23 protein-coding genes and 1 pseudogene are annotated in these 22,555 nt (G+C 67.1%); 12 read left to right on the forward strand and 12 right to left on the reverse strand.

Annotation, left to right across the window (positions count from 1 at the left end; genetic code table 11):
• Positions 1 to 19: 19 nt before the first annotated feature.
• Positions 20 to 1,363: a glycosyltransferase family 87 protein gene (locus tag MLP_RS14755; RefSeq protein ID WP_013863937.1), complete on the forward strand. Its 1,344-nt coding sequence runs from the start codon at positions 20 to 22 to the stop codon at positions 1,361 to 1,363.
• On the opposite strand, the gene MLP_RS14760 is transcribed toward MLP_RS14755, so the two are convergent.
• From MLP_RS14760 to MLP_RS14780, 5 genes are all read right to left on the reverse strand, one after another.
• Entirely contained in the window at positions 1,311 to 2,210 is a 900-nt protein-coding gene (locus MLP_RS14760) for a carbohydrate ABC transporter permease (RefSeq protein ID WP_013863938.1), read from the reverse strand. The genes MLP_RS14755 and MLP_RS14760 overlap by 53 nt on opposite strands.
• A complete protein-coding gene (locus MLP_RS14765) occupies positions 2,207 to 3,202 on the reverse strand; it encodes a carbohydrate ABC transporter permease (RefSeq protein WP_013863939.1) in 996 nt (331 codons plus the stop codon). The genes MLP_RS14760 and MLP_RS14765 overlap by 4 nt, the downstream gene beginning before the upstream one ends.
• On the reverse strand, positions 3,199 to 4,614 hold the full coding sequence (ngcE, locus tag MLP_RS14770) for an N-acetylglucosamine/diacetylchitobiose ABC transporter substrate-binding protein (protein ID WP_013863940.1): 1,416 nt from the start codon (positions 4,612 to 4,614) through the stop codon (positions 3,199 to 3,201). The genes MLP_RS14765 and ngcE overlap by 4 nt, the downstream gene beginning before the upstream one ends.
• A gap of 631 nt (positions 4,615 to 5,245) precedes the next feature.
• Positions 5,246 to 5,470 carry a TIR domain-containing protein gene (locus MLP_RS29520; RefSeq protein WP_172641660.1) on the reverse strand — a complete coding sequence of 75 codons (225 nt, stop codon included), beginning with the start codon at positions 5,468 to 5,470 and terminating at the stop codon, positions 5,246 to 5,248.
• 146 nt (positions 5,471 to 5,616) lie between these two features.
• The gene (locus tag MLP_RS14780) at positions 5,617 to 5,811 is read right to left on the reverse strand and encodes a hypothetical protein (RefSeq protein WP_013863942.1); all 195 of its coding nucleotides are present in this window, start codon (positions 5,809 to 5,811) and stop codon (positions 5,617 to 5,619) included.
• A 70-nt stretch (positions 5,812 to 5,881) separates the two neighbouring features.
• Here MLP_RS14780 and MLP_RS14785 point away from each other — a divergent pair, with 70 nt between their 5' ends.
• From MLP_RS14785 to MLP_RS14805, 5 genes are all read left to right on the forward strand, one after another.
• The gene (locus MLP_RS14785; RefSeq protein ID WP_013863943.1) at positions 5,882 to 7,135 is read left to right on the forward strand and encodes an ATP-binding protein; all 1,254 of its coding nucleotides are present in this window, start codon (positions 5,882 to 5,884) and stop codon (positions 7,133 to 7,135) included.
• A gap of 57 nt (positions 7,136 to 7,192) precedes the next feature.
• A complete protein-coding gene (locus MLP_RS14790) occupies positions 7,193 to 7,636 on the forward strand; it encodes a hypothetical protein (protein WP_013863944.1) in 444 nt (147 codons plus the stop codon).
• A 145-nt stretch (positions 7,637 to 7,781) separates the two neighbouring features.
• On the forward strand, positions 7,782 to 8,777 hold the full coding sequence (locus tag MLP_RS14795; protein ID WP_070100585.1) for a ferritin-like domain-containing protein: 996 nt from the start codon (positions 7,782 to 7,784) through the stop codon (positions 8,775 to 8,777).
• Positions 8,778 to 9,402: 625 nt separating this feature from the next.
• Positions 9,403 to 10,035 carry a hypothetical protein gene (locus tag MLP_RS14800; protein WP_156821166.1) on the forward strand — a complete coding sequence of 211 codons (633 nt, stop codon included), beginning with the start codon at positions 9,403 to 9,405 and terminating at the stop codon, positions 10,033 to 10,035.
• Between the two features lie 4 nt (positions 10,036 to 10,039).
• A complete protein-coding gene (locus MLP_RS14805) occupies positions 10,040 to 10,801 on the forward strand; it encodes a hypothetical protein (RefSeq protein ID WP_013863948.1) in 762 nt (253 codons plus the stop codon).
• Between the two features lie 35 nt (positions 10,802 to 10,836).
• On the opposite strand, the gene MLP_RS14810 is transcribed toward MLP_RS14805, so the two are convergent.
• Positions 10,837 to 11,259, reverse strand: coding sequence for a hypothetical protein (locus tag MLP_RS14810; RefSeq protein WP_013863949.1), 423 nt, complete (start codon positions 11,257 to 11,259; stop codon positions 10,837 to 10,839).
• A gap of 140 nt (positions 11,260 to 11,399) precedes the next feature.
• Complete coding sequence (locus tag MLP_RS14815; protein WP_013863950.1) at positions 11,400 to 11,618, reverse strand: hypothetical protein; 219 nt, start codon at positions 11,616 to 11,618, stop codon at positions 11,400 to 11,402.
• Positions 11,619 to 11,860: 242 nt separating this feature from the next.
• Between MLP_RS14815 and MLP_RS14820 the strand changes: the two genes are divergently transcribed.
• Both MLP_RS14820 and MLP_RS14825 read left to right on the forward strand, forming a co-directional pair.
• Positions 11,861 to 12,205 carry a hypothetical protein gene (locus MLP_RS14820; RefSeq protein WP_013863951.1) on the forward strand — a complete coding sequence of 115 codons (345 nt, stop codon included), beginning with the start codon at positions 11,861 to 11,863 and terminating at the stop codon, positions 12,203 to 12,205.
• Positions 12,206 to 12,278: 73 nt separating this feature from the next.
• Complete coding sequence (locus MLP_RS14825; protein ID WP_013863952.1) at positions 12,279 to 13,223, forward strand: DUF4389 domain-containing protein; 945 nt, start codon at positions 12,279 to 12,281, stop codon at positions 13,221 to 13,223.
• 58 nt (positions 13,224 to 13,281) lie between these two features.
• On the opposite strand, the gene MLP_RS29000 is transcribed toward MLP_RS14825, so the two are convergent.
• From MLP_RS29000 to MLP_RS29640, 3 genes and pseudogenes are all read right to left on the reverse strand, one after another.
• A complete protein-coding gene (locus tag MLP_RS29000) occupies positions 13,282 to 13,494 on the reverse strand; it encodes a hypothetical protein (RefSeq protein ID WP_231851319.1) in 213 nt (70 codons plus the stop codon).
• A 24-nt stretch (positions 13,495 to 13,518) separates the two neighbouring features.
• Entirely contained in the window at positions 13,519 to 14,058 is a 540-nt protein-coding gene (locus tag MLP_RS14830) for a class I SAM-dependent DNA methyltransferase (protein ID WP_231851320.1), read from the reverse strand.
• Between the two features lie 136 nt (positions 14,059 to 14,194).
• Positions 14,195 to 14,490, reverse strand: a pseudogene (locus MLP_RS29640) (IS1380 family transposase); the annotation flags it as partial.
• 53 nt (positions 14,491 to 14,543) lie between these two features.
• Between MLP_RS29640 and MLP_RS14840 the strand changes: the two are divergent.
• The 4 genes from MLP_RS14840 (at position 14,544) to MLP_RS14850 (ending at position 20,960) form a co-directional block, all read left to right on the forward strand.
• Positions 14,544 to 15,500 carry an N-acetylglucosamine kinase gene (locus MLP_RS14840; RefSeq protein ID WP_013863956.1) on the forward strand — a complete coding sequence of 319 codons (957 nt, stop codon included), beginning with the start codon at positions 14,544 to 14,546 and terminating at the stop codon, positions 15,498 to 15,500.
• An 84-nt stretch (positions 15,501 to 15,584) separates the two neighbouring features.
• On the forward strand, positions 15,585 to 19,448 hold the full coding sequence (locus tag MLP_RS14845) for a multifunctional oxoglutarate decarboxylase/oxoglutarate dehydrogenase thiamine pyrophosphate-binding subunit/dihydrolipoyllysine-residue succinyltransferase subunit (protein WP_041790095.1): 3,864 nt from the start codon (positions 15,585 to 15,587) through the stop codon (positions 19,446 to 19,448).
• Positions 19,449 to 19,495: 47 nt separating this feature from the next.
• A complete protein-coding gene (locus tag MLP_RS28345; protein ID WP_013863958.1) occupies positions 19,496 to 19,672 on the forward strand; it encodes a DUF6104 family protein in 177 nt (58 codons plus the stop codon).
• Between the two features lie 817 nt (positions 19,673 to 20,489).
• Positions 20,490 to 20,960, forward strand: coding sequence for a hemerythrin domain-containing protein (locus MLP_RS14850; protein ID WP_013863959.1), 471 nt, complete (start codon positions 20,490 to 20,492; stop codon positions 20,958 to 20,960).
• A 164-nt stretch (positions 20,961 to 21,124) separates the two neighbouring features.
• On the opposite strand, the gene MLP_RS14855 is transcribed toward MLP_RS14850, so the two are convergent.
• Together MLP_RS14855 and MLP_RS14860 are read right to left on the reverse strand one after the other, a co-directional pair.
• A complete protein-coding gene (locus tag MLP_RS14855; RefSeq protein WP_013863960.1) occupies positions 21,125 to 21,580 on the reverse strand; it encodes a hypothetical protein in 456 nt (151 codons plus the stop codon).
• The gene (locus MLP_RS14860; protein ID WP_013863961.1) at positions 21,577 to 22,548 is read right to left on the reverse strand and encodes a zinc-binding dehydrogenase; all 972 of its coding nucleotides are present in this window, start codon (positions 22,546 to 22,548) and stop codon (positions 21,577 to 21,579) included. Before MLP_RS14860 ends, MLP_RS14855 begins: the two co-directional genes overlap by 4 nt.
• Positions 22,549 to 22,555: the final 7 nt, after the last annotated feature.

The following is a 22,555-nucleotide window of genomic DNA, read 5'->3' on the forward strand; positions in this document are numbered from 1 at the left end:
TTCGGGCTAGTCTGCTCCGGTGTCAAGCGCCGAACCCACGCCCGCCGCGGACAGCTCCCGGGAGAGATCGGGACTGGTCGGCTGGTGGCAGGCCCGCCGCAGCGGCCGAACAGTCGTCATCGCCTGGCTGGTGACGCGGCTGCTGATGCTCGTCGTGATGACCATCCTCGACACCACGAACAAGACCCGCCCGGTCACCGGTGACGTCCTCTACTACCAGCGCAAGATCGTCGGGCTGTTCGAGGTCGGCCTGCCGGGCACGATGATGGAGTACCCGACGCCGGTGGTGTGGATCCTCACGCTCCCGTACGGTGCCGGGTTCGGCAGCCAGGTCGGCTACGTGGTCGCGTTCGTCATCTTGATGCTGGCCCTCGACGCCGCCTTCACGTACGCGCTCTGGCGCAGCGCCGGCCGGCGGCACGACCTGGCCGTCGACTTCTGGATCGCGTTCGTCTTCCTGGTCGGACCGCTCAGCTACGGGCGGTTCGACATCATCCCGGCCGTACTGGCCGGCGGGGCTTTGCTGGCCGCGCGCACCCGGCCCTGGATAGCCGGCGCGCTGATCGGGCTCGGGGCGGCGATCAAGCTCTGGCCGGCGCTGCTCATCCCGGCACTGATGGCGGACAAGCAGCGGCGCAAACCGACCGCGATCGGCTTCGTCGTGGTCGGCTTCGGCCTGGCGTTGGTCAGCCTGATCGCCGGCGGGATGACCCGGCTGTTCTCGCCCCTGACCTGGCAGTCCGACCGAGGCCTGCAGATCGAGTCGGTCTGGGCCAGCCCGTTGATGCTGGTCCGGATGGTCGACCCGCAGGGCTGGCTGGTGGAGATCTCGAAGTACCAGGCGTTCGAGATCTTCGGTCCCGGCGTCGGTGTGTGGCAGACGGCGAGCAACATTGCCACCGTGGCCGGCCTGGTGACCATCGTGCTGCTGTGGGTCCGCGCCTTCCGGGTGCGCGGCGGTGTCTCACCGGTCGCCGTTGCCCTGGTGGTGCTCGCGACGGTCGCGATGATGATCATCACCAACAAGACCCTCAGCCCCCAGTACCTGCTCTGGCTGGGCGGCCCGGTCGCCGCGCTGCTGCTGCTCCGGACCCAGGCAGCCACCCCTGGGCTGCGCCGCTGGATCGTCCGGCTCGCAGTGGCCGCGCTCGTGCTCGCCGGGCTCACCCAGCTGGTCTACCCGCTGCTGTACGACAGCTATCTGAACCTCACCGGGCCGGTCGGGCTGGTGGTCGCCACCCTGGTGACCACCGTCCGCAACCTCGGTCTGCTCGGCTACACCGTCGCCACGGTGTTCCTGGCCTGGCGGACTACTTCATCGTCCCCTGCGACACCGAGCCCTGCAGCTGACGCTGGAAGATGATGTAGACGACCAGCACCGGCGTCACCGTGATCACCACGGCCGCGAACAGCGCGCCGAAGTCGACCGCGTAGCCGGCCTGCGAGGCGAACGCCGCCATCCCCTGGCTCAGCACGTAGTTGTCGACGTTGGTGTTGATCGCTACCGGGATGAGGAACTGGTTCCACAGCCCGAGGAAGTTGAAGATCGCCACCGAGGCGAAGCCGTTCCGGGCCATCGGCAGCATCACCAGGAAGAAGGTGGCCCACTCCCCCGCCCCGTCCAGGTACGCGGCCTCGGAGATCTCGTACGGTAGCGCCTTGAAGAAGGCGAACAGGAAGAACACCGTGAACGGCAGCGCGAACGCGACGTACGTCAGCGTCAGCCCGGGCAGCGTGTTCAGCAGGCCCAGGTTCTTCAGGGTGAAGAACAGCGGCACGATGGCCAGGAAGATCGGGAAGGTCAGACCGGCCAGCATCAGGTAGTAGATGACCTTGCTGCCGGGAAACTGGAACCGGGCCAGCCCGTACGCACACATCGACCCGAGCACCATCACGATCACCAGCGCCGAGCCGACGACCAGGACCGTGTTGAAGAAGTAGTTCCCGATGCCGGCCGTGGTCCAGGCGTTGACGTAGTTCTGCAGATGCAGACCCTGTGGCAGCGAGAACGGTGAGGAGAAGATCTCCCGGGTGGTCTTGAACGAGGTGACCAGCGTCCAGAGCATGGGGCCGATGACAATGACCGACCAGAGGACCAGGACCGCGTGGGTGATCCCGAGGAACGCCTTCTCCCCTGACGAGGTGGTCTGCTGCCGCAGCTCGGTCGACTCCTCGGACGCCGATCCGACCGGCGAGGTCACAGTGTTCATCGGCGGCCGTCATCCTTCCCGCCAAGCAGCCGGCTCACAGCGAAGACCAGTGCCGCGAACAGCAAGGTCACACCGGCAAGTACCACGCCCATCGCGCAGGCTAGTCCGAACTGGCCCTTGGTGAAGGCAGTGGTGAACAGCTGCTGCGCCATCACCAGGGTCGAGTTGTTGGGCCCGCCACCGGGGTTCAGCGCGGCCATGTAGACGAAGGCGTCCAAGGCGAGGATGCCGAGATAGATCCACGCCGTCTGGACGTTGTCGCGGATCAGTGGCAGCGTGATGGAGATGGCGATCCGGAACCGTCCGGCGCCGTCGATCCGGGCCGCCTCGAAGGTCTCGGCCGGCACGTCCTTGATGGCGGCCACGAACAACACCATGTAGAAGCCGACCATGCTCCACACGATCACGAAGATGGTGGCTGCCATCGCCGTCCGCTCGTCGCCGAGCCAGGGGAAGGACTCGAACATCTCGAACCCCAGCGCGGTCAGGATGCCGTTCAGCAGCCCGTTGCTGGGATCGTAGATCTGGCTCCACATGATGCCGATCACGATGGCCGGGATCACGTACGGGAAGAACGAGACGGTCCGGTAGAACCCGGATGCCTTCAGACCTCTGGTCTGGCCGCGCATGCTGCCGCCGACGGTGATGAGAGAGGCGAGCGCGAAGCTGAGGGTGAGCGTGACGACGGGCAGCACGATCGCCAGCACGATGTTGTTGCGCAGCGACTTCAAGAAGATGTCGTCAGTGAACACCCGCTCGAAGTTGCGCAGTCCGATGAAGTTCTGGGTCGGGCTGAACCCCGACCAGTCGGTCAGCGAGTAGTAGACAGCCTGGGCGAAGGGCGAGACGACGAAGACCAGGTAGATCACCAGCGGCAGGCCGAGGAAGACGGCCATGAAGCTGGCCTTGTCGAACGTCCACCGGCCGGCACGCCGGCGCCGGGCGGAGACGAGGTCCCCGCCCGGCACCGGCTGGGTGGCCGTTGTGGTCACTTGATCTCGATCTTCTTGACCGAGTCGTCACTGGCGACCTTGTCGGTGATCTGCTGCAGACCCTTGGTGAGGTCCGCCACCGACGACTTGCCGTCGAGGAAGGTGTTCCACAGCACGAGCTGGTCCGAGTTCATGCCGTAGTACTCGACGAACTGCCAGCTGAAGATGTCGTTCCCCGCGGCGCTCAGCATGTCGGTCTGCGACACCAGTGCGGTGGAACCGAAGCCGTCCGGCGGCACGGTGCCCTTGACCACGGTCGGAGCGAGCTTGGTCTTGGCGAAGTTCGTCGCCGCGTCCTTCGACAGCATCACCCGCAGCAGCTCCTTGCCACCGGCCACGTTCTTGCCCTGCGTCGGGACCACGTACGGCTCGCCGGCGGTGCTGTGCAGCGCCGTGAACGGCATCGCGCTGGAGGAGCTGACCGTCGGCTCGGGCGAGCCGGTCATCTCGAAGCCCTCCTTCGTCTGGTCCTTCATCTCGTTCTCGATCCAGGAGCCGGACGGGTAGAGCAGCGCGTCCTCGTCGTTGCTCCACTGCGCCTGCGCCGCGGTGAACTGGGTACCCGACCCACCCGGCTTGAACATGCCCGCATCGATGATCTTCTTCATCGCGGTGAACACCTCCTGGACGGCCTGCTGGGACCAGCAGTCCGGCTTGAGGTTCTCCAGCGACAGACGCACCTCGTCGCCGCCCTGCTTGATGGCCGAGCTGATGGCCAGTGTCTGGTAGTAGGTAGCCGCCTCCTTACCCCAGACGAACAGGTACTTCTTCTTCTCCTTGGCCTTGGTGCCGAGCTCGTACGCCTCGTCCCAGGTCTTGGGCGGGGTCCAGCCGTTCTCCTCGAACAGGGATGCCGAGTACCACAGCGCGTACACCGTGAGCGCGTAGTTGATCGCGGCCAGCTTGCCGTCGAAGGTGCCTGGCTCCAGCACACCGCCGAACAGGGTGTCGCGGATCTTGGTGCCTTCTACGTTCGGGGCGTCGACCACCGAGGTGAGGTCCTCGAGCTGGTCGATGATCGTGCTGATACCGATCGCCCCGGCGCCGGAGTTGTCGATCAGGTCCGGCGGGTCTCCAGCCACGAACCGCGGCTGCAGCTCCTGGGCGATCTTGGTCGACGGTGAGACCTTGACGGTGACGCCTGGGTGCAGCTGCTCCATCTGGTTGGCGGCGAACTCGACGTAGTCGATGCCGTAGCCACCGTTGAAGATGACCGCATCGACCGTGCTGTTGGCCGCCACACCGAACGGGTTCTCCGCCGAGACCGCTCCGGTCTCGGTGCTGCTAGGTGTCTCGCTGCCACCGCTCGCTGCGCAAGAGGCAAGCGTGCCGGCCAGCGGAGCCACCGCAGCGGCGGCCAGTGCGAACTTCAGGAACTGTCGCCTTTGCAGCGGGGTCTTGTCGACTGTCATCGAGATGTGCCTTTCGTCACCGGGTGCATCGCGCGCCCATGGATTGTGGACTCCGGAGGGAGATGATGACGGGTTGCGAGCCGGGCTCGCGGGTGACAATCACCTAAGCACATGTTTTGCGATTTTGCAGTATCTGAGCCAAAAGTTGCACAAAAATGCAACCTGGTGGTGATCCAACGCCACTCGTCTTGGACGGTCGAGGTCCGTGGCTTGGTCGGCTGGTTCGAACGGACGACCTTTCACGCCCAGGTCGGCCGGCATCCGTTGACGGCGTGGTGCTCGAACACCGGGACCACCCTTTCTGCAGTGCCCGGCCGCTGGAACGGAGTGGGGAGTGGCTGCCCCTCCGGCCGAAGAAGAGCAAGCTTCTGCTCTGCCTCGTCCAGCTCAGCACCGCGCAACAGGTCCGAGGCGGGGGCCCTTACGTGACCAGGCCCCCGCGCGTGCTTGGAGCCGGCTGTGGAGGTCGGACCAGCTGACATCGGTCGATACCGCCATCGTGACTGCCGCCGCGGCATCTGTGGCCGCGCCCTTCGGATTCCAAGTAGTCCAGTGCAGTGCACTCAGCCATGACGGAACCTCTTGGCCCTCAAGGTCTCCCAACGCCACAGAAGCGATGGCCTTAGCGCCTTCACGGGCGAACTCCAGTTCGTGTAGGCATGCACCGGAGGCGAGGTACCCGGCGAGAGTAGGGCCAGGACGCCCGTGCCTTCGTGATGCCCGCCTCGATCTCGTGAATCCACTCCGTAGCAGGACGGATGTCCTCGACATCCATCCACAAGCGGATGCCTGTCGCCTGCAGCGCCTCAACGAGCGGAGCAATCTTTCCCCGTTGTCTCGCGCGTAGGACACGAATACGACATCGCGCTCGTCTACACCGATGACGCCGGCCGGACCCTCTGTATCAGTCAAGCCACGCTCCCGCAGAACTCATTCACACGCGGACCTCAGACCCTCTCCCCTGGTGCGTCGAGACCACAAGACTGAATCTTGCCGGACCGATCACGTCTGCAGGCTCTCGATCAGCACTCGCAGGTCGATCTGCTCCTGAAGGTAGATCGGCGGCGCGTCGACGACCAGGTCATCGACGCTCTTGTCGTCGGGGCCGTACCTGCCGCGCCAGACCAGCTGTTCGGTCCGGTCCAGATCGAGCAGGTCGGGCTCCCCGATGATCGGCGCGTCGGCGTACATCACCATGCTATTCCAACATTAACTAATCTGCTAGATTGACATTAGTAATCATGCTGAATCGACATCAGATCGGCAGGTGGATCGGTTGGTCGACGAGTCCGGGTACGTCCCACGCCACGTCGACCGAGCACTCGATCGTCTGCTGGAAGAGCTGCCGGCGGTGATGCTGACCGGCCCGCGAGGCTGTGGCAAGACCACGACAGCCCTGCGGCGAGCGCGTTCGGTGCTGCGGCTCGACCTGCCCGGGCAGGCGGCGGCATTCCGAGGCTCTCCGGATGCCGTCCTGGCGACCTTCCCGACACCTGTGCTGATCGATGAGTGGCAGTCCGAGCCGGCATCGATGGGGGCGGTGAAGCGTGCGGTCGACGGCGGGCGGGGCGCCGGACGCTTCCTGCTCACCGGCAGTGTTCGTGCCCGGCTGGGTTCGGCGGGGTGGCCGGGAACGGGACGCGTCGTACCGCTGTCGATGTACGGCCTCACCGTCGCGGAGCTGGAACGGCGCGACCAGGACGACGACGTCGTCGGGCGGCTGTTCGGCGAAGGGGAGCTCTCGACCACCAGACTCGACCCCGCCCCGACGCTGGTCGACTACGTCGACCACGCTGTCCGAGGTGGTTTCCCCGACACTGTCGGGCTCGGCGACTTCGCCCGGTCCCACTGGTACGAGGGCTACATCGACCAGCTGACTCGCCATGATGTGCCCGAGCTGGCCGACGTCCGCAACACGTCGGGATTGGCGCGCCTGCTGCGGGCGGTGGCGCTGAACACCGCCGGACCGCCGGACATGTCCACACTGGCCGGGGCTGCCGGCCTGGACCACCGCACCGCCAGGACCTACCTTGACCTGCTCGAAGACCTGCGCATCATCGAGCGCACTCCGGCCTGGGCCAGCAACCGTCTCAGCCGGCTGGTGAAGCTGCCGAAGCACTTCATCGTCGATCCGGGGATGGCGGCTCACCTCACGGGCGATGACCGCACCGGCGTGTTGCGGAACGGCGATCGGCTCGGACGGCTGGTGGAGACCTTCGTCGTCGCCCAGCTCAGGCCATTGCTGAGGCTGGCCTCGCCGGCGGTCGGCACCTTCCACCTGCGGGACGCGAACCAGACTCACGAAGTCGATCTCGTCCTCGAATCGGCCTCCGGACAGATCGTCGCGATCGAGATCAAGGCTGCTGACGCCGTGACTGCCCGCGACGCCAGACACCTGGTCTGGCTGCGCGACCGCCTCGGACCGGCATTCCATCGTGGCGTCGTCATGCACACGGGTGCGACCACCTACCCTGTCGGCGACCGGATCTGGGCGATGCCGATAGCCGCGATCTGGTCGTGATCGAGCCCGTCGATCGGGTCGAAGGTGCCCGTCACGCTTGGAGCTGGCTAGATCTCGATGTCGGGCGGCGGCGATGGTGACGTGATCGGTGCCGAGCGCGCTCACGGTGCCGCTGATCGGCGACCGCGCGGCCCCGAGCTCGCCGAGCCGGCGTTCGAGGCCGGTGCCCAGGATCGGCGGTTCCGGAGTCAGCAGCGGGACCGCCTGCTTGAGGTTCTTCACGGCCAGCGTTGCCCGGGCCTGCTCGTCGTGGTTGAGGAACGGGACGAGGAGAGCGGTGTCAAACGACACCACCCTCCGAGGGCCGCACTCAGACTGACGTCGCTCCACTCACCGGCATCCCTGGCCGAACCGAGGGCCGCGTATCGGGGCAGCCCGATCCGCTCCGACTCCGGCGTGTGCAGCGTCTCGCTCGCCGTGATCGCGCTCGGCACTCGCTCGAGATGGGCGGTCGCCTACCGATCCGCTGCCGAGGATCGAGCCGACGCGCGCTCGCAGTGAGAGTCCCGGCGGCGATGAGCCGCCGCATTCACCCGAAATTTGTCTGTCGGAGCATTTAACTTTCCCTCAACTCTTGCTAGCGTCCTGATCCCGGGCTCGCCGACCCCCTTCCGATGGCGGCCCGATGACGGGAAGGCAGGCCACCGTGAGAATCGACGTCGACGACTGGGACATGAGCCACATGCAGACCCATCTGCAGGCCGCCGCCGACCTAGAGGCATGGACGATCCCGTTCTACCTCTCGGCGATGTTCTCGATCTGCAACCAGGACGATGACGCGTACAAGCTGATCCAGTCGGTGGCCAACCAGGAGATGCTGCATCTGCAGCTGGTGGGCAACATCGCCAACGCCTTCGGCTACAGCCCGGAGATTAGGCCGGAGGCCTTCGCCTATCAGGGCACCACCGTCCCGCACCTGGACTTCTCTCTCGACCCGAGCAACCCAGCCAAGGACTTCACCCCGTACAGCGCCGAGATCGGCCCGCTCGACGAGCAGCGGATCAACGCGATGTGCCTGATCGAGTACCCGGAATGGGACACCGGGGGTGAGCCCGACCTGCGCGACGACGTCAGCGAGTACGGCAGCATCGGCGAGTTCTACGACGCCCTCATGCACGGGGCCAAGCAGCTCAAGTCGCAGATCAAGGGCGGTGTCAACCAGGTCTACTGGTTCGGGCAGTTCTACCCCAAGATGCCGCCGATGCAGGTCGACGACGACGGCACCACCGGCTTCGAGGAGGTGGAGGTGCTGATGGAGGTGATCCGAGACCAAGGGGAGGCCGCCAAGGCGTTCGACGAGATCGCCGCCCCGTTCCGCAACACCTACGACGATCCCGAGCCGGCCGCCAGTCACTACCAGAAGTTCGTCTCGATCCGCAACTCCGGGCTGCCGGAGACCTACTCGGTCAAGGACCCTTCGGCCTACACGCCCGACGATCTGGTGTGCCGCCAGAAACTGATCGACGACTTCGCCGGCTTCACCGGCCAGATCACCGATCTGCTGGCCGGCCGGGCTCAGGAGCTCCCCCTGATGGAGATCGTCGGGCAAGACATCCTGGCCTGCTGGCAGAGTGGCGTCACACCGCAGTTCACCAAGACATCCGACGCCAGGAGCCAGCTCGGTCCACAACAGCCTGCCTGATCCCAGAATCCCGGTCGCGTCGGGATCGCGTCCCGTGACTTCGGGACGCGGTGGAGTCAGGCTTGCGATCACGACCACGACCGTACGAGTCGGCGAGCGGGTTTCGAGGACGCGACCGAGCGCGCCAGGCCGGGCGGGTAATCCCGGTGGCCGTGCTGGAGCCGGCTTAGCTTTGGTCTGGCGGGTCTCCCACTGGATACCCGACGGCCAACCGCTCGCGCTGGCCGAGGCGGTGCTCGCCCATCTCGACGACACCCAGCCCAGCCCTGACCCGTACGGGGTGTCGTCAGCTGCACCCTCTCGCCGCACCTGCACCCTTTCCTCGCGATGGCCGCGCTGATCTCGCGTTTGGGACCTGTCACCCTGGGGTTGTGACGAGTGAGTAGTCCGGAGGCTGCGGACCCACTCAGGACGTACGGAAGACTTCGGCCCGTCCTCCCTCTCCGGGCGGACTTTCGCCCCTAGGAGGGCGGGTTCTCCCTGCCTAGCGTGGAAGGTGGACTTGGGGCCGCTGCGTCGGCGCGGAGACCCCGCGAGAGGTGGGGAGATGGAGACTCGACGCCACTCAGCGCCACATCTGGGAAACCCGCTACCGGCGGCGGGAGAGCCCCTCGACCGTGTGCCGGTGATCAAACCGAGAGTCGCTGGCGCGACCCGGATCTGCATCGGCGCCGTCGGCCTGCTGGCAGCCGTCGCCGCTGTCGAGCATGGGATCGGCGAGATCGCGCAGGGCTCTCGAGCATCGGGCTCGGTGGTCTTCACGTCCTGGCCGGACTCGCCGGCGTTCGCCTCGCTCGGCGGCGAGCCGGCGATGTCGCTGGTGCCCAACCTCGCCGCGTCGGGCGTCCTCACCATCATCGTCGGGTGCATCCTCGGCGTATTCGCGGTCGGCTTCTCGCATCGTCGGCACGCCGGGCTGATCCTGGCGGGAGTCTCGGTGCTGCTGCTCCTTGTCGGCGGAGGCTTCGGGCCGCCGCTGCTGGGACTCATCCTCGCGCTGACGACTGCGCGCGCGGCTGCCCGCGCTCGCCCACCGGGCCGCGTCCGCCGCCGGCTCAGCCGAGCGTGGCGACCGCTGCTGGTGATCACCGTGCTGGCGCTTCTGGGTCTGTTCCCCGGCATGGTCGTGCTGTACTGGCTTGCCGAGGTCGAAAGCGGCGGCCTGGTCGCGGTGCTGACGATGCTGGCATTCGGCGGCTTGGCTTTGACGATGCTGGCCGCCCTCACCCACGACCGGCTGCACCCGACAGCCAGGTGAAGCGATGGAAACCGACAGCTCCGCGAGCCAGCCGTCGGCACGCCTGAGCTTCTGGGTGGCCCTGCTGACGGCCGTGTCGGCGGCGATCGCGCTGGCCGTGGCGGTGACGACGCTGCCGCGCTCTGGGCCGTACTGCCAGACCGGATGCGTCGTGACCTACCCATACACCGACGCCGGGGCGTTCGTCCCCCGCGACTACCTGTGGCTGTACCCGGGGTTGCTGGTGACCGCGCTCGCAGTGGTGCTGGCCGGCTGCCTGCACGACTGGGTCCCGCCGCGGCGCCGCACGCTGAGCCGGGTGGGCGCCATGTTCGTCATGATCGCGGCGGGGATCCTGGTGATCGACTATGCCGTTCAGCTGACCGTCCTGCAGCCCGCGTTGCTAGCTGGCCAGACCGAGGGCCTGTCCGCCTGGTCGTCCTACCACCCGTACGGGCTGTTCATCGCGTTGGAGAACGCCGGCTACGCGACCCTGAACGTCGGCTTCGGGTTCCTCGGTGCCGCCTGGGCCAGCGGCCTCGTATCGCGGGCGGCGCGCATGGCGGGATGGGTCTTCCTCGGCGGGGCAGCCATGACCGCGGCCGCCCTGGTCTACTACCCGATCCGCTACGGCAGCCAGCTCGACTACCGATTCGAGGTGGCCGCGATCGCGATCTCCTGGCTTGTCTTGATCATCGCCCCAGCCATGCTGGCCTGGGCCTTCGCGCATCGCGGCGTCGGCGCTCCGCAGGCCGGCGTCCCAGCAGCTCGGCCAACCGGCCGGTGACGCCGACCGTGCTCGACCCGAGGCTAGGGCCGAGATCAGTACGCGCCGTGGGCGACGCGGATCGGGATCGCGATCACCGTCGGCCCGAGTTCTCGGCCCGACCATCCGTTGTGACCTGCGCAGACGGCCTCGGAACTGCCGGCCTTGACCTCTGCCCGACCGATCAACCGGACCTGCTCCGCGGTCGGCGCCAGGTACTCGTTCAGGATCTCCAACGCGACCACGCGACCATCGAGTCCGGCCAGGCTCACCTCGCTGGGCGGAATGAGGAGAGTGATTTCACCGCCATCGGCCTGGTATTCCACGATCAGCGGACGGTGGCCCGGTCCGTCGGGATACTCCAGCCGGGCCAGATGATGACACTCGACCACCAACCACTCCTCGGGCGCGGAATCGGTCCCCGCGACCCGTACGCGATCTCCGCGCAGCCGCGAGTGATCACCGTCACCGCCAGGCATCGACCCCTCCTCACCAATCGCCTTCTGAATCAGCCTCTGCCGGGCGGCGGGCTTTCGAGCAGCCGTTTAGTCGAACACCACCGCCGCGGGACTGCCGATCGTGATCTCACCCTCGCTGCGCTTCGGCCGGTTCATGTCGATCATCCGAACAGCGCGCGCAGCGCACCGAAGACGATGAATGCCGGCCAGACCAGCGCCTTCAAGACGGCGGCCAGGTACTGGACGAACGAGTGTGCCTGCGCCCAGAAGAACACGATCGCGCCGATCACGCCGAGCAGGTAGATGGCGCCACCGGCACCGCCGTTGACCGACGGCTGAACCTGCTGACGCCGGGACGTATCCGTGTGGTTGGTGGACATGACGCCCCTTCCTCAATGCCATCTCTCGGTACGGCCATCCTGGGTCACCGACCACACCCCAAATAGGGCCACACTGCCCGGCTGGAGCCGACCAAGGTCGCACCCTCGAGGCCGTTCACATCACCCGGCCAGTCGAGTCCGACGAAGGTCACCTTGACCTGGGACGTTGGCCCCTGGCCTGACCGGCCGGTTGCGATGCGATCGAATCGCCAACGACCTGGGCTGGGTGCTGGGAGGGCGCGATGAACGAGTTCCTCTGGCTGCAGGTCTTCTGGTCGGTCTGCGTCGTCGTGGCCGTCGCGGCCCCGGTATTGGCCAGTCGCAGCAGACTGGCCCGGTATGCGGGGCGGGCTGCCGTCGGGCTGCTGATGCTCCTCGGTGGTGCGCTCTTCAACGCCGTCAACCTCGCGACCGGCGGGGACTACGCCAGGCTGTTCGGCTGGTTCGTGACCGTCTACGTCCTCGTCATCGTTCCCCCGTTGGTGCTGCTGCTCCGTGCGGAGCGGCGCGCGGTGGCCGTGGCCACGACTCCGGCGGTGGTCTCAAACGGACCGAACGACCACGCCGCTCGGGACCTCGGGACCTGACCAGATCGACCACGGCGAACAAGAGTAGGGATCAGAGCCCACTTCAGCCTTCAGAGGAGGGTCCGGGAACTGGATGGCGGTCGTGATGAACGCCGACGGCAGCAGCCCGGTCGCGGCCGATGTGCAAGCCGGCGCCCGCTCAGAGCTGTCCCTGCCGATCACCGCCGGCGTTGGAGCCGGCGCGCTGGTGGCGCTGGCCGGCGGGCTTACCATGCTCGTGATCGGCGCCGCCGGCCTGGGGCGTCGGTCCAACGCGGCGCCAATGGCCCAGACCCCTGTCGCGGGGGCGGTGCAAGCGGGCGCCCCAGGCTATCCCGCCCGGTTGACCGGGCACCTCGACGGCAGCCTGTCGCGCTGGCTCTGGCTGGTCAAGTGGGTGCTGATCATCCCGCATGTGATCGTGCTGGCCTTCTTGTTCGTCGCGTTCGCGGTGACGACGCTCGTGGCCTGGTTCGCGATCTTGATCACCGCCCGCTATCCGCGCAGCCTGTTCTCGTTCAACGTCGGCGTGCTCGGCTGGGCTTGGCGAGTTGGGTTCTACTCACACTCCGCCTTGGGGACCGATCAGTATCCACCGTTCACCCTTGACCGCACTGACTACCCGGCCGACTTCGACGTCGAGTATCCCGAGCGGCACTCCCGCGGCCTGGTCTTGATCAAGTCCTGGCTGCTGGCGATCCCGCAGCTGCTGGTCGTCGCCCTCATCACCGGCAACAGCTGGTACTGGGTGACCGCTGGCGAATTCGGTGCTACCGATGTGCGCCGCATCGGCGGGATCTCCCTACTCGGCATCCTCATCCTGGTCGCCGGGGTGGTTCTGCTGTTCACCCGACGCTATCCGGCGACGATCTTCGACCTGCTGATGGGCGCCAACCGGTGGATCTACCGGGTGATCACCTATGTGGCGCTAATGCGAGACGAGTATCCGCCGTTCCGGCTCGACCAGGGACCCGACGAGCCCCAGCCGGCCCGCATTGCCGCGGTCGCGACCCCAGACGCCGGCACCGCGGACGGGTGAGTTCGGCAGCAGAGCGCCGACGGTCTCCGCCAAGGTCTCCAACTCGAGATCGTCGTGTCTACGCCTTCACCCACACGGACACGTGCGCGGCGCTGTCGGCGGTCAGGTCCGCGCGATCCCAGCCCGCCCAACGGTGTTTGAGCCTCATGCCCGCCAGCCGTGCCATCAGGTCCAGCTCCGCCGGCCAGGCGTACCGGAAGGGGATCAAGCGGAACCGGCCGGTGCCGTCGGCGGAGACCGTCATATGGTTCGAGCTGAACTCCTGGGTCACCACGTCGTCCTGGTCGAAGCCGACCTACCCGGCGCCCTCGCCAGCAGGCGACACGGCGAACGGAACGATGTCCTGCCCTGGTGGCAGCCGACGCAGATCGGGCAGCCCGACCTCGATCAAGAACAGCCCACCCGGCCGCAGGTGGGCGGCCGCGTTGACGAACACGTCGACCTGCCCGTCCTGGGTGGTCACGTTGCTGATCGTGTTGAACACCAGGTAGACCAGCGAGAACTCACCCGGCACCCGGGTCGAGGTCATGTCGCCGATCGTGACGTCGACCGAAGCGCCGCCGGTCTTGCCTTCGATCCGCGCCGCCATCGCCTTGCTCAGCTCGATCCCGCACACCGGCACCCCACGCGCGGCCAGCGGGGCGGCGATCCGCCCGGTCCCGACCGCGAACTCCAGCACCCGCCCGCCGCCGGCCAGATCCTCGAGCACGTCGACGGCGGCGGCTGCCGGCTCCGGCGCGTTGGCGCCGCCAGGCGCGTCGTAGGTCGCGGCGACGCTCTCCCCGAACCAGCCGTCGGCGGGATCGTCGGGCACGCAGGGCTCCACCGGGCTCATCGTCTCATTGTTCATGGATGGCAGCAGCCAGGCGGAGACCAGATGGCCGCGTGCCAGGTGCGGTGGTCACCGAGACCATGCCCACCGAAGCCCTGGTCAAGACCGCGGGAACGCAAGATTCCCAAACCGGAGGGTCGTGGGTGAACGAGCGCAGGAGCGTGCCGATCGTCGGCGGCGCCCGGATCCCGCCGAACAGCCTCGGCATGCCGCCGTGCCGCAGCACGCTCGGGTCGTCGATGCTGTCCGCGCCGGCCACCATCCCGCGACCACCCCGGCCGACCTCACCGCCGCGTTCGCAAAGTCCACGCTCAGATGCTCACCGAGCAGGTCATACAGACCCGCGGTCTCGCGCAGCAGCAAGGCCGGCGTCAAGCCGGCACAGCCGTCCGACGGCCGCTCGGTCCGGTTCGAACTGGACGCTTCGTCATGCATGAAGTCTGAAGCAATATCGCCGCAGCAGGCACGTCCTGCGGGATGATGGAGTCGTGGGATCGCTCATCTTGGGCGCCGATGTCGGCGGTACGTCCACCCGCGTCGCTATTGCGAGCCTCAGCGGGGAGGTGCTCGGCCTGGCAGCCGGCCCTGCTGGCAACCCGAACAGCGTGGGTCTGCAGACCTCGGCTGGCCGAATCCGCACGGTCGTGGAGCAGTGCCTGAGCCAGACCGAGGTCGACCGGACCACGATCGGCGCAGCGGTGGTCGGACTGGCTGGCGGCGCCCGCGGCGACCAGGCCTTCGTCGCCTCGCTGCTGCCGGAGGGCATGAGCATCGGCGTCCGCCTGGTGTCCGACCTGAGCGTGGCCTTCTCCTCGGCCACCGCAGAGCGAGAGGGGTACGTGCTGGTCGCCGGCACTGGCGCGGTCGCCGGCCGGATCCTCGACGGTGACCTGCGGGAGCGCCGGGATGGCTGGGGCTGGCTGCTCGGTGACGAGGGCTCTGGCTTCTGGCTCGGCCGGGAGGCCGTCCGGGCCACCGTCCGGCAGCTGCAGGCCGACGTCACCGGGCTCGGTCCACTTACGCACGCGGTGGTCGAGGCAGCGGGGACCGGCCTCGACCCGGTCGCGCTCGTCCAGCTCTGCTACACCCAGCCGCCGATCTGGTTGGCGGGCTTCGCGGAGCTGGTGAGCCGCCATGCCGACGACCCGGTCGCTACTGCGATCGCCGGGCGCGCTGCCGAGCACCTGGTCGAGACGCTGCTGGACCTCGACCTCGACCCGACCCTCCCGGTCGTGCTCGCGGGATCGGTGGCGACCCGGCCGGGCCCGGTCCGGTCGGCGCTCACCGACCGGCTCGCCGAGTCGCTGAGCCGACCGCCACTGACCGCCGAGACCGGCGTGGTCGGGGCGCTGTGGCTGGCTGCCCGGCAGCTGGGCTGCGTCGAACCAGAAATCCATACCCGACTTGCCAGGACGACGCGCCTGACCAGCGCGTCGCTGGTATGACAATGTCGGTAACCTAGGCAACGACGCGGGCGGGATCGACCCTCGCCCAGCAGACCGCGACGGAAGAAGGCGATTGTGGCCCCCGTGCCCGACCCATCCAGCCACTCCAAGGCAGCCACCGACGCCATAGCTGAGGAGTTCGGCGCGAATGACTGGCTGCTGGAGGAGATGTACGAGCAGTATGTCTCGGACCCCACCTCGGTGGACCCGAGCTGGGCGAAGTACTTCGAGACTCATCGGCTTGGCGCTGGACCAAACGGCGCCGGCGGAGCCGGTGCTGGCCAGACCACCCGGTCCGCGGCGACTCCTGCCGCTACCCGAAGTGCGCCGACGGTGAGGTCCACCCCAGCCGCGGCACCGAGCCAGCAAGCCCCGGCCACGGCGTCGAGCTCACCCACCCCAGCGTCTAGACCCGCCTCGAGCTCGACAGCGACCAGGCAACCGGCTCCGGCCCGTCGGCCAGCGACCGTCGAGCAGCCCACCACCAACAAGAACGCCCGCCCAAGCGCACCAGGTAAGCGCGGCGGCGTACCGGCCGACCCGCCGAACCCGTCGAACCGGCCGACGGTGGACCTGGAGGAGCCGGTCAAGACCGTGCTCCGCGGCACCCCGGCGCGGACCGCGAAGAACATGGAAGTCTCGCTGTCGGTGCCGACGGCCACCAGCGTCCGTTCGCTGCCGGTCAAGCTGTTGATCGATCAGCGGGTCGTGATCAACAACCACCTCCGGCGAGCCCGCGGCGGCAAGGTGAGCTTCACGCACTTGATCGGCTTCGCGATGGTGCAGGCGCTGAAGACCCATCCGGAGATGAACAACGGCTACGAGGTCGTCGACGGCAAGCCGAACATGATCGTGCCGCGACACATCAACCTCGGGCTGGCCATCGATCTGCCGAAGTCCGATGGCACCCGGCAACTGCTCGTGCCCAGCATCAAGAGTTGCGAAAGTCTCGACTTCGCCCAGTTCTGGGCCGCGTACGAGGATGTCGTCCGCAAGGCGCGCGCCGGCAAACTGGCGGTCGAGGACTTCGCCGGCACCACCATCACGCTGACCAACCCGGGCACCATCGGCACCAATCACTCGGTCCCCCGGCTGATGTCCGGCCAGGGCGCGATCATCGGGGTCGGCTCGATGGACTACCCGCCGGAGTTCCAAGGCTCCGATCCCGACAAGCTGTCCCAGATGAGTGTCTCCAAGGTCATGACGCTCACCTCGACCTATGACCACCGCGTCATCCAAGGAGCCCAGTCGGGGCAGTATCTGGCCCGGTTGCACGCGTTGCTGCTCGGCGAGGACGGCTTCTACGACGACATCTTCGGCGCGTTGCGGATCCCGTACGAGCCGATCCGCTGGGCACAGGACATCAGCGCCGACCATGAGGATCAGGTCCCCAAAGAGGCCCGGATCATGGAGATGATCAACGCCTACCGGGTCCGTGGACACCTGATGGCCGACACCGATCCACTGGAGTATCGGCAGCGGGCCCATCACGACCTCGATGTGCAGTCCCACGCCTTGACCCTGTGGGACCTGGACCGCGAGTTCGCGACCGGCTCGTTCGCCGGCGGCCGCGGGTTGATGAAGATGCGCCAGATCCTCGGCATCCTGCGCGACTCCTACTGCCGCACCATCGGCATCGAGTACATGCATATCCAGGAGCCGGCCCAGCGCAAGTGGATCCAGGACCGGGTGGAGCGCCGGCATGAGTCACTGCCTCGCGAGGAGCACCTGCGGATCCTCGACAAGCTGAACGAGGCCGAGATCTTCGAGACCTTCCTGCAGACCAAGTTCGTCGGTCAGAAGCGCTTCTCCTTGGAGGGCGGCGAGTCGACCATCGTGGTGATCGACGAGGTCTGCGAGCAGGCTGCGAACCACGGGCTGGAGGAGGTCTGCATCGGCATGCCGCACCGCGGCCGGCTGAATGTGCTGGCCAACGTCGTCGGCAAGAGCTACGCGCAGATCTTCCGCGAGTTCGAGGGCAACATCGATCCGCGTACCGTCCAGGGCTCGGGTGACGTCAAGTACCACCTGGGTGCGGAGGGTGAGTTCACGGCTCTCAGTGGCGCGACGATCAAGACGTCGGTGGCCGCCAACCCGAGCCACCTCGAAGCGGTGAACCCGGTGCTGGAGGGCATCGCCCGGGCCAAGCAGGACATCCTCGACCGGGGTGGCGAGTTCCCGGTGTTGCCGGTGCTGCTGCACGGTGACGCGGCCTTCGCCGGCCAGGGCGTGGTGGCCGAGACGCTCAATCTGTCTCAGCTGCGTGGCTATCGCACCGGCGGCACGATCCACGTGATCGTGAACAACCAGGTCGGCTTCACGACCTCGCCCACCGAGTCCCGCTCGTCGATGTACTGCACCGACGTGGCCCGGATGGTGCAGGCGCCGATCTTCCACGTCAACGGCGACGACCCGGAGGCCTGCACGCGGGTGGCTCGGCTCGCGTTCGCCTTCCGGCAGGAGTTCAACAAGGACGTCGTGCTCGACATCGTGTGCTATCGCCGCCGCGGTCACAACGAGGGCGACGACCCGAGCTTCACCCAGCCGCTGATGTATGACCTGATCGAGAAGAAGCGGTCGACCCGCAAGCTCTACACCGAGGCGCTGATCGGTCGTGGCGACATCACGATCGAGGATGCCGAGGATGTCATGTCCCGGTTCCAACAGCGACTGGAGAGCGTCTTCCGCGAGGTTCGTGACGCCACGCGCACACCGCCGGTCGAGGAGCACCAACTCGTGCCGGCGTACCCGAGCAAGGAGGCGGCCGGCCATGGCACGGCAGTGACCCCGGAGGTCTTGAAGAGGATCGCCGACGCCCACCTCACCTTCCCGGAAGGCTTCACCGTCCATCCGAAGGTGATGCCGCAGCTGCAACGCCGGGCGACTGCCATCACTCAGGGCAACATCGACTGGGGCACCGCCGAGATCCTGGCGTTCGGCTCGCTGCTGCTCGAAGGGCGTACCGTCCGGCTCACCGGCCAGGACAGCCGTCGCGGAACCTTCGTTTCCCGGTTCGCCAGTGTGGTCGATCGCAAGACCGGCGAGGCGTACGTCCCGCTCAAGCATCTCGACGATGACCAGGGTAAGTTCCACGTCTTCGACTCCTTGCTCAGCGAGTACGCGGCGATGGGATTCGAGTACGGCTATTCGGTCGCCCGGCCCGATGCGCTGGTGCTGTGGGAGGCCCAGTTCGGCGACTTCGCCAACGGGGCGCAAACCATCATCGACGAGTTCATCTCGTCCGGTCAGGCCAAGTGGACTCAGAAGTCGGGTGTCACACTGCTGCTGCCGCACGGTTACGAAGGCCAGGGCCCGGACCACAGCTCAGCCCGGATCGAGCGCTATCTGCAGCTGGCCGCCGAAGACTCGATGGCCGTGGCCCAGCCCTCCACGCCGGCCAGCCACTTCCACCTGTTGCGCCAGCACGCCATCGGTGAGCGGCACCGCCCGCTGGTGATCATGACCCCGAAGTCGATGCTGCGGAACAAGCTGGCAGTCTCCCAGCCGGAGGACTTCACCGATGGCAACTGGTGCCCGGTGCTGTCCGATCCGTACATCATCGATGCCGAGGCCGTCCGCCGAGTGATCCTGTGCTCGGGCAAGGTGCGCTGGGACCTGGTCAACAAGCGAGCCCAGTTGGATCGGTGGGACACCGCCATCCTGCCGCTCGAGCGGCTCTATCCACTCCCGGCCGCGGAGATCGTCGCCGAGTTGCGGGCTATGCCGAACGCCGGATCCGATCTGCTCTGGGTGCAGGACGAGCCGGTCAACCAGGGGGCCTGGCCGTTCATGGCCCTGAACCTGGTCTCGGCGTTGGGAACCGTGGATCCCGATCGGCAGTGGACCGTGACGCCGCACACCCGGCCCGCCTCCTCGGCGCCGTCGGTGGGCTCGGCGAAGGTGCACGAGGCCCAGCAGCGTGAGTTGCTGGAGTCCGCTTTCGCCTGATTCTGCGCTGCGCTGAGTCGGATCTGCTGGGCTAAATCGAGGGCCGGATGTATTTCACCGATCGTGGGATCGAGGAGTTGGAGTCGCGCCGGGGTGAGGAGGATGTCACCCTGGCCTGGCTCAGCGAGCAACTGCGGATCTTCGTCGACGTCCACCCCGAGTACGAGGCGGCCGTCGATCAACTGGCTACCTGGCTCGCTCGCCTGGACGACGACGAGGACTGAGCCCGCCTGCACGTAGTCGGGCGTCGCGCGTCGGGCAGGTCCTGGGCGGGCTTTTGTGGCCCGCGGGCGCGATCCGTACGGGTGCCCTGCGCCGTTCGTGATCGTTGTTGGCCCGCGGGCGCGATCCGTACGGGCCTCCCTCCTGCTCCGCGGCCATCTCTGGCCCGCGGGCGCGAAACGTGTGCATCCCCCGCTACTGCGGCTGCTACCTGTGGCAGGGGCGCGAGATGTGCTCTGTGCAAGCCCAGCGGCCGATCGGCTGTGGCCCGAAGGTGCTCAAGGTTCGCGGTTCGCGCTCGGCCGTCCGTCATTTGTGGCCCGGCGGCGCCACACGTCCGGGCCTTCCGCCTGGTCCGCGGTCGTCTTTGGCCCGCAGGCGCGAGACGTACGTCGGATGCGTACCGCGGTGCACCTCCCCTCGTGCAGCGGCGTATGGCGTCTGGAGTTCATTGTTCGGACGAGGCTCGAGTGCCGCATACTCGCCGCATGTCGCGACTCAAGAGACTCCGGAAGTATCTTCGTCGGGCTCGACGACGGCATGACTGCCTCCATATCGTCCGACGGATCAATAAGGCCGACCAGATCGACGGCTACGTCGTAGGCGTCGGCAAGTCTTGGGTCTTGCTGTCGGTGGAGGACAGTGGCTCACCTGCAGGGTTCATTGCGCTCCGCCTGCCCGACATTCGGCGGATCTGCCCAGATCCGAGTAGGCGATAGGCTCACAGCAGCGTCGCGTGCTGGTGGCAGTCCGTGTCAGGCATGGAGGCGCCGAAACCGAGGGAGTTGACGATGCACTCGTCGTACCCTTCGTTCTCGCGTGACTGAGCGAGAGACGACCAGGCTGATCGCCTGGGCTACCGAACTGCGCCGAGCGCACGTACGCCTTCGCCAGGCGCTGGCTGTCGTGCGGGATGGGCTGCACGGCGGTCAGCAGGATCCCCTGCTGGGCCGTGAGTTGCTGCTGTACTGCCATGGTTTCTGCACCGCGTTGGACCGACACCACCAAGGCGAGGACCGCAGACTGTTTCCCGCGATCGAGGCGGCCTACCCGGACCTCGCACCGGTGCTACGCAGGCTCGAGCAGGACCACACGATGATCGCCAACCTTCTCGACGGCCTGCGTACTGCTTCGGCCAGCACTTCAGACGCGGAGGAGCTGGAACAGCACCTCGACGGGATAGCCGCGATCATGGAGAGCCACTTCCGCTACGAGGAACGGCAGTTGCTCACCGTGCTTGAGACCCTCCAACTCGATGCCGCCGTGGCTGAAGTGCTGGGACCGCTCTGATGCCTGAAGCCGACTACCGAGAGGTGCCTAGGTGTAGCTTCCGACGAACGAAACTACATCTGCGCACCTTTCAACCCCTCACCGGCGATAGGTAAGCAGATCGCACCGCAAGGTGCGTCGGGCCGCGATGGGCTTACGTCACGTCAAAGGCAGTATGCGGGCGCTCAGATCACCCAGTTCACCCAGCGTGACGTGGCAGGTCTGCTCGGGAGTCCGGCTTCCGGCCAGCCAACAGTCAGTGCCAACTCACGGTCCTGCGGCAGCGGACTCAACCAGTAGGTCGCCTCATGATCGAACGCGTCCTCACCGCTGGAGGTCTCTTCTCGCATGGGCTGCAGTGGCTGGGGACGACCGTCGGCCTCGACGGACAGCAGGCATCTTGACCGCCGACCAGCCGCGCTGCTGTCGTGGTAGCCGACGCCATAGTCCGAGCGCCGCGCAGCTGCTTCAGCCTGGACGCCCCAAGCCCGCAGCACCAGTTGGAAAAGCAGCCCCGACGGATAGCCGAAGATGCACCGCAGGCCTACCGCGATTCCTGGCGCCCGCCCGATGACAACTGGGCCATGGACCACAACACCCAGACTCTCCGGTGGATCGTCCAGTCGGCGCCGGCGTCTCATGGCTCCAGGACGATCTTGCCAAAGAGGTCGCCGGATGCCATCGCCGCCAGACCGTCGGCGGCCTCGGCGAGCGGGAGTACGCGGTCGATGATCGGACGGATCCCGGTGTTGGCCACCAGGTGCAGCACCGCCTCGAGCTCCGAGCGGGTGCCCATGGTGCTGCCGATCACCTGGAGCGGCTTGAAGAAGATCTTCGTCAGCTCGGCCGAACGAAGATCCGCCCCAGAGGTGGTGCCGACGGTCACCAGCCGACCGCCCGGTCGCAGCGAGTTGATCGAGTGCGACCAGGTGGCGGCGCCCACGCTGTCGACGACGGCATCGACCTTCTCCGGCAGCCGCTCCCCCGCCGCAAACCCACGATGAGCGCCCAACGCCACGGCCCGCTCCACTCGCTCGGGGCTGCGCGAGGTCACCCAGACGCGCAGACCGGTTGCCCGGCCGATCATGATCGCCGCCGTCGACACGCCTCCCCCGGCACCTTGCACCAGGACCGAGTCCCCGGGCCGCAGTGCACCGGAGGTGAACAATGCCCGGTACGCGGTCAGCCAGGCCGTGGGCAGACACGCCGCTTCGGCGAACGACAGTCCGGTCGGCTTGTCGACCAGATTGCGAGCCGGCGCCCGTACCAGCTCGGCGAGCGTTCCGGGATAGCGCTCCGACAACAGCGAACGGCGAGGATCCAGTGTCTCGTCCTCCCCGGCGTACCCAGGGTCATTGATCACGGCATAGACGACCACCTCACGGCCGTCCTCGGTCACCCCAGCCGCATCGCAGCCCAGGATCATCGGCAGCCGTTCGGCCGGCAGGCCGACACCTCGCAACGACCAGACATCGTGGTGGTTGAGTGCCGCGGCCTTGACCCGCACCGTGACCCAGTCCGTCGGCACCGCGGGCGGGTCGATCTCACCTACCTCGAGGGCATTCAGTGGCTTTTCGAGATCTGCGGTGACCGCATAGGCAGCGAGCATGGGTGCC

Origin of the sequence: Microlunatus phosphovorus NM-1, assembly GCF_000270245.1 — a bacterium.
Taxonomy (GTDB): domain Bacteria; phylum Actinomycetota; class Actinomycetes; order Propionibacteriales; family Propionibacteriaceae; genus Microlunatus; species Microlunatus phosphovorus.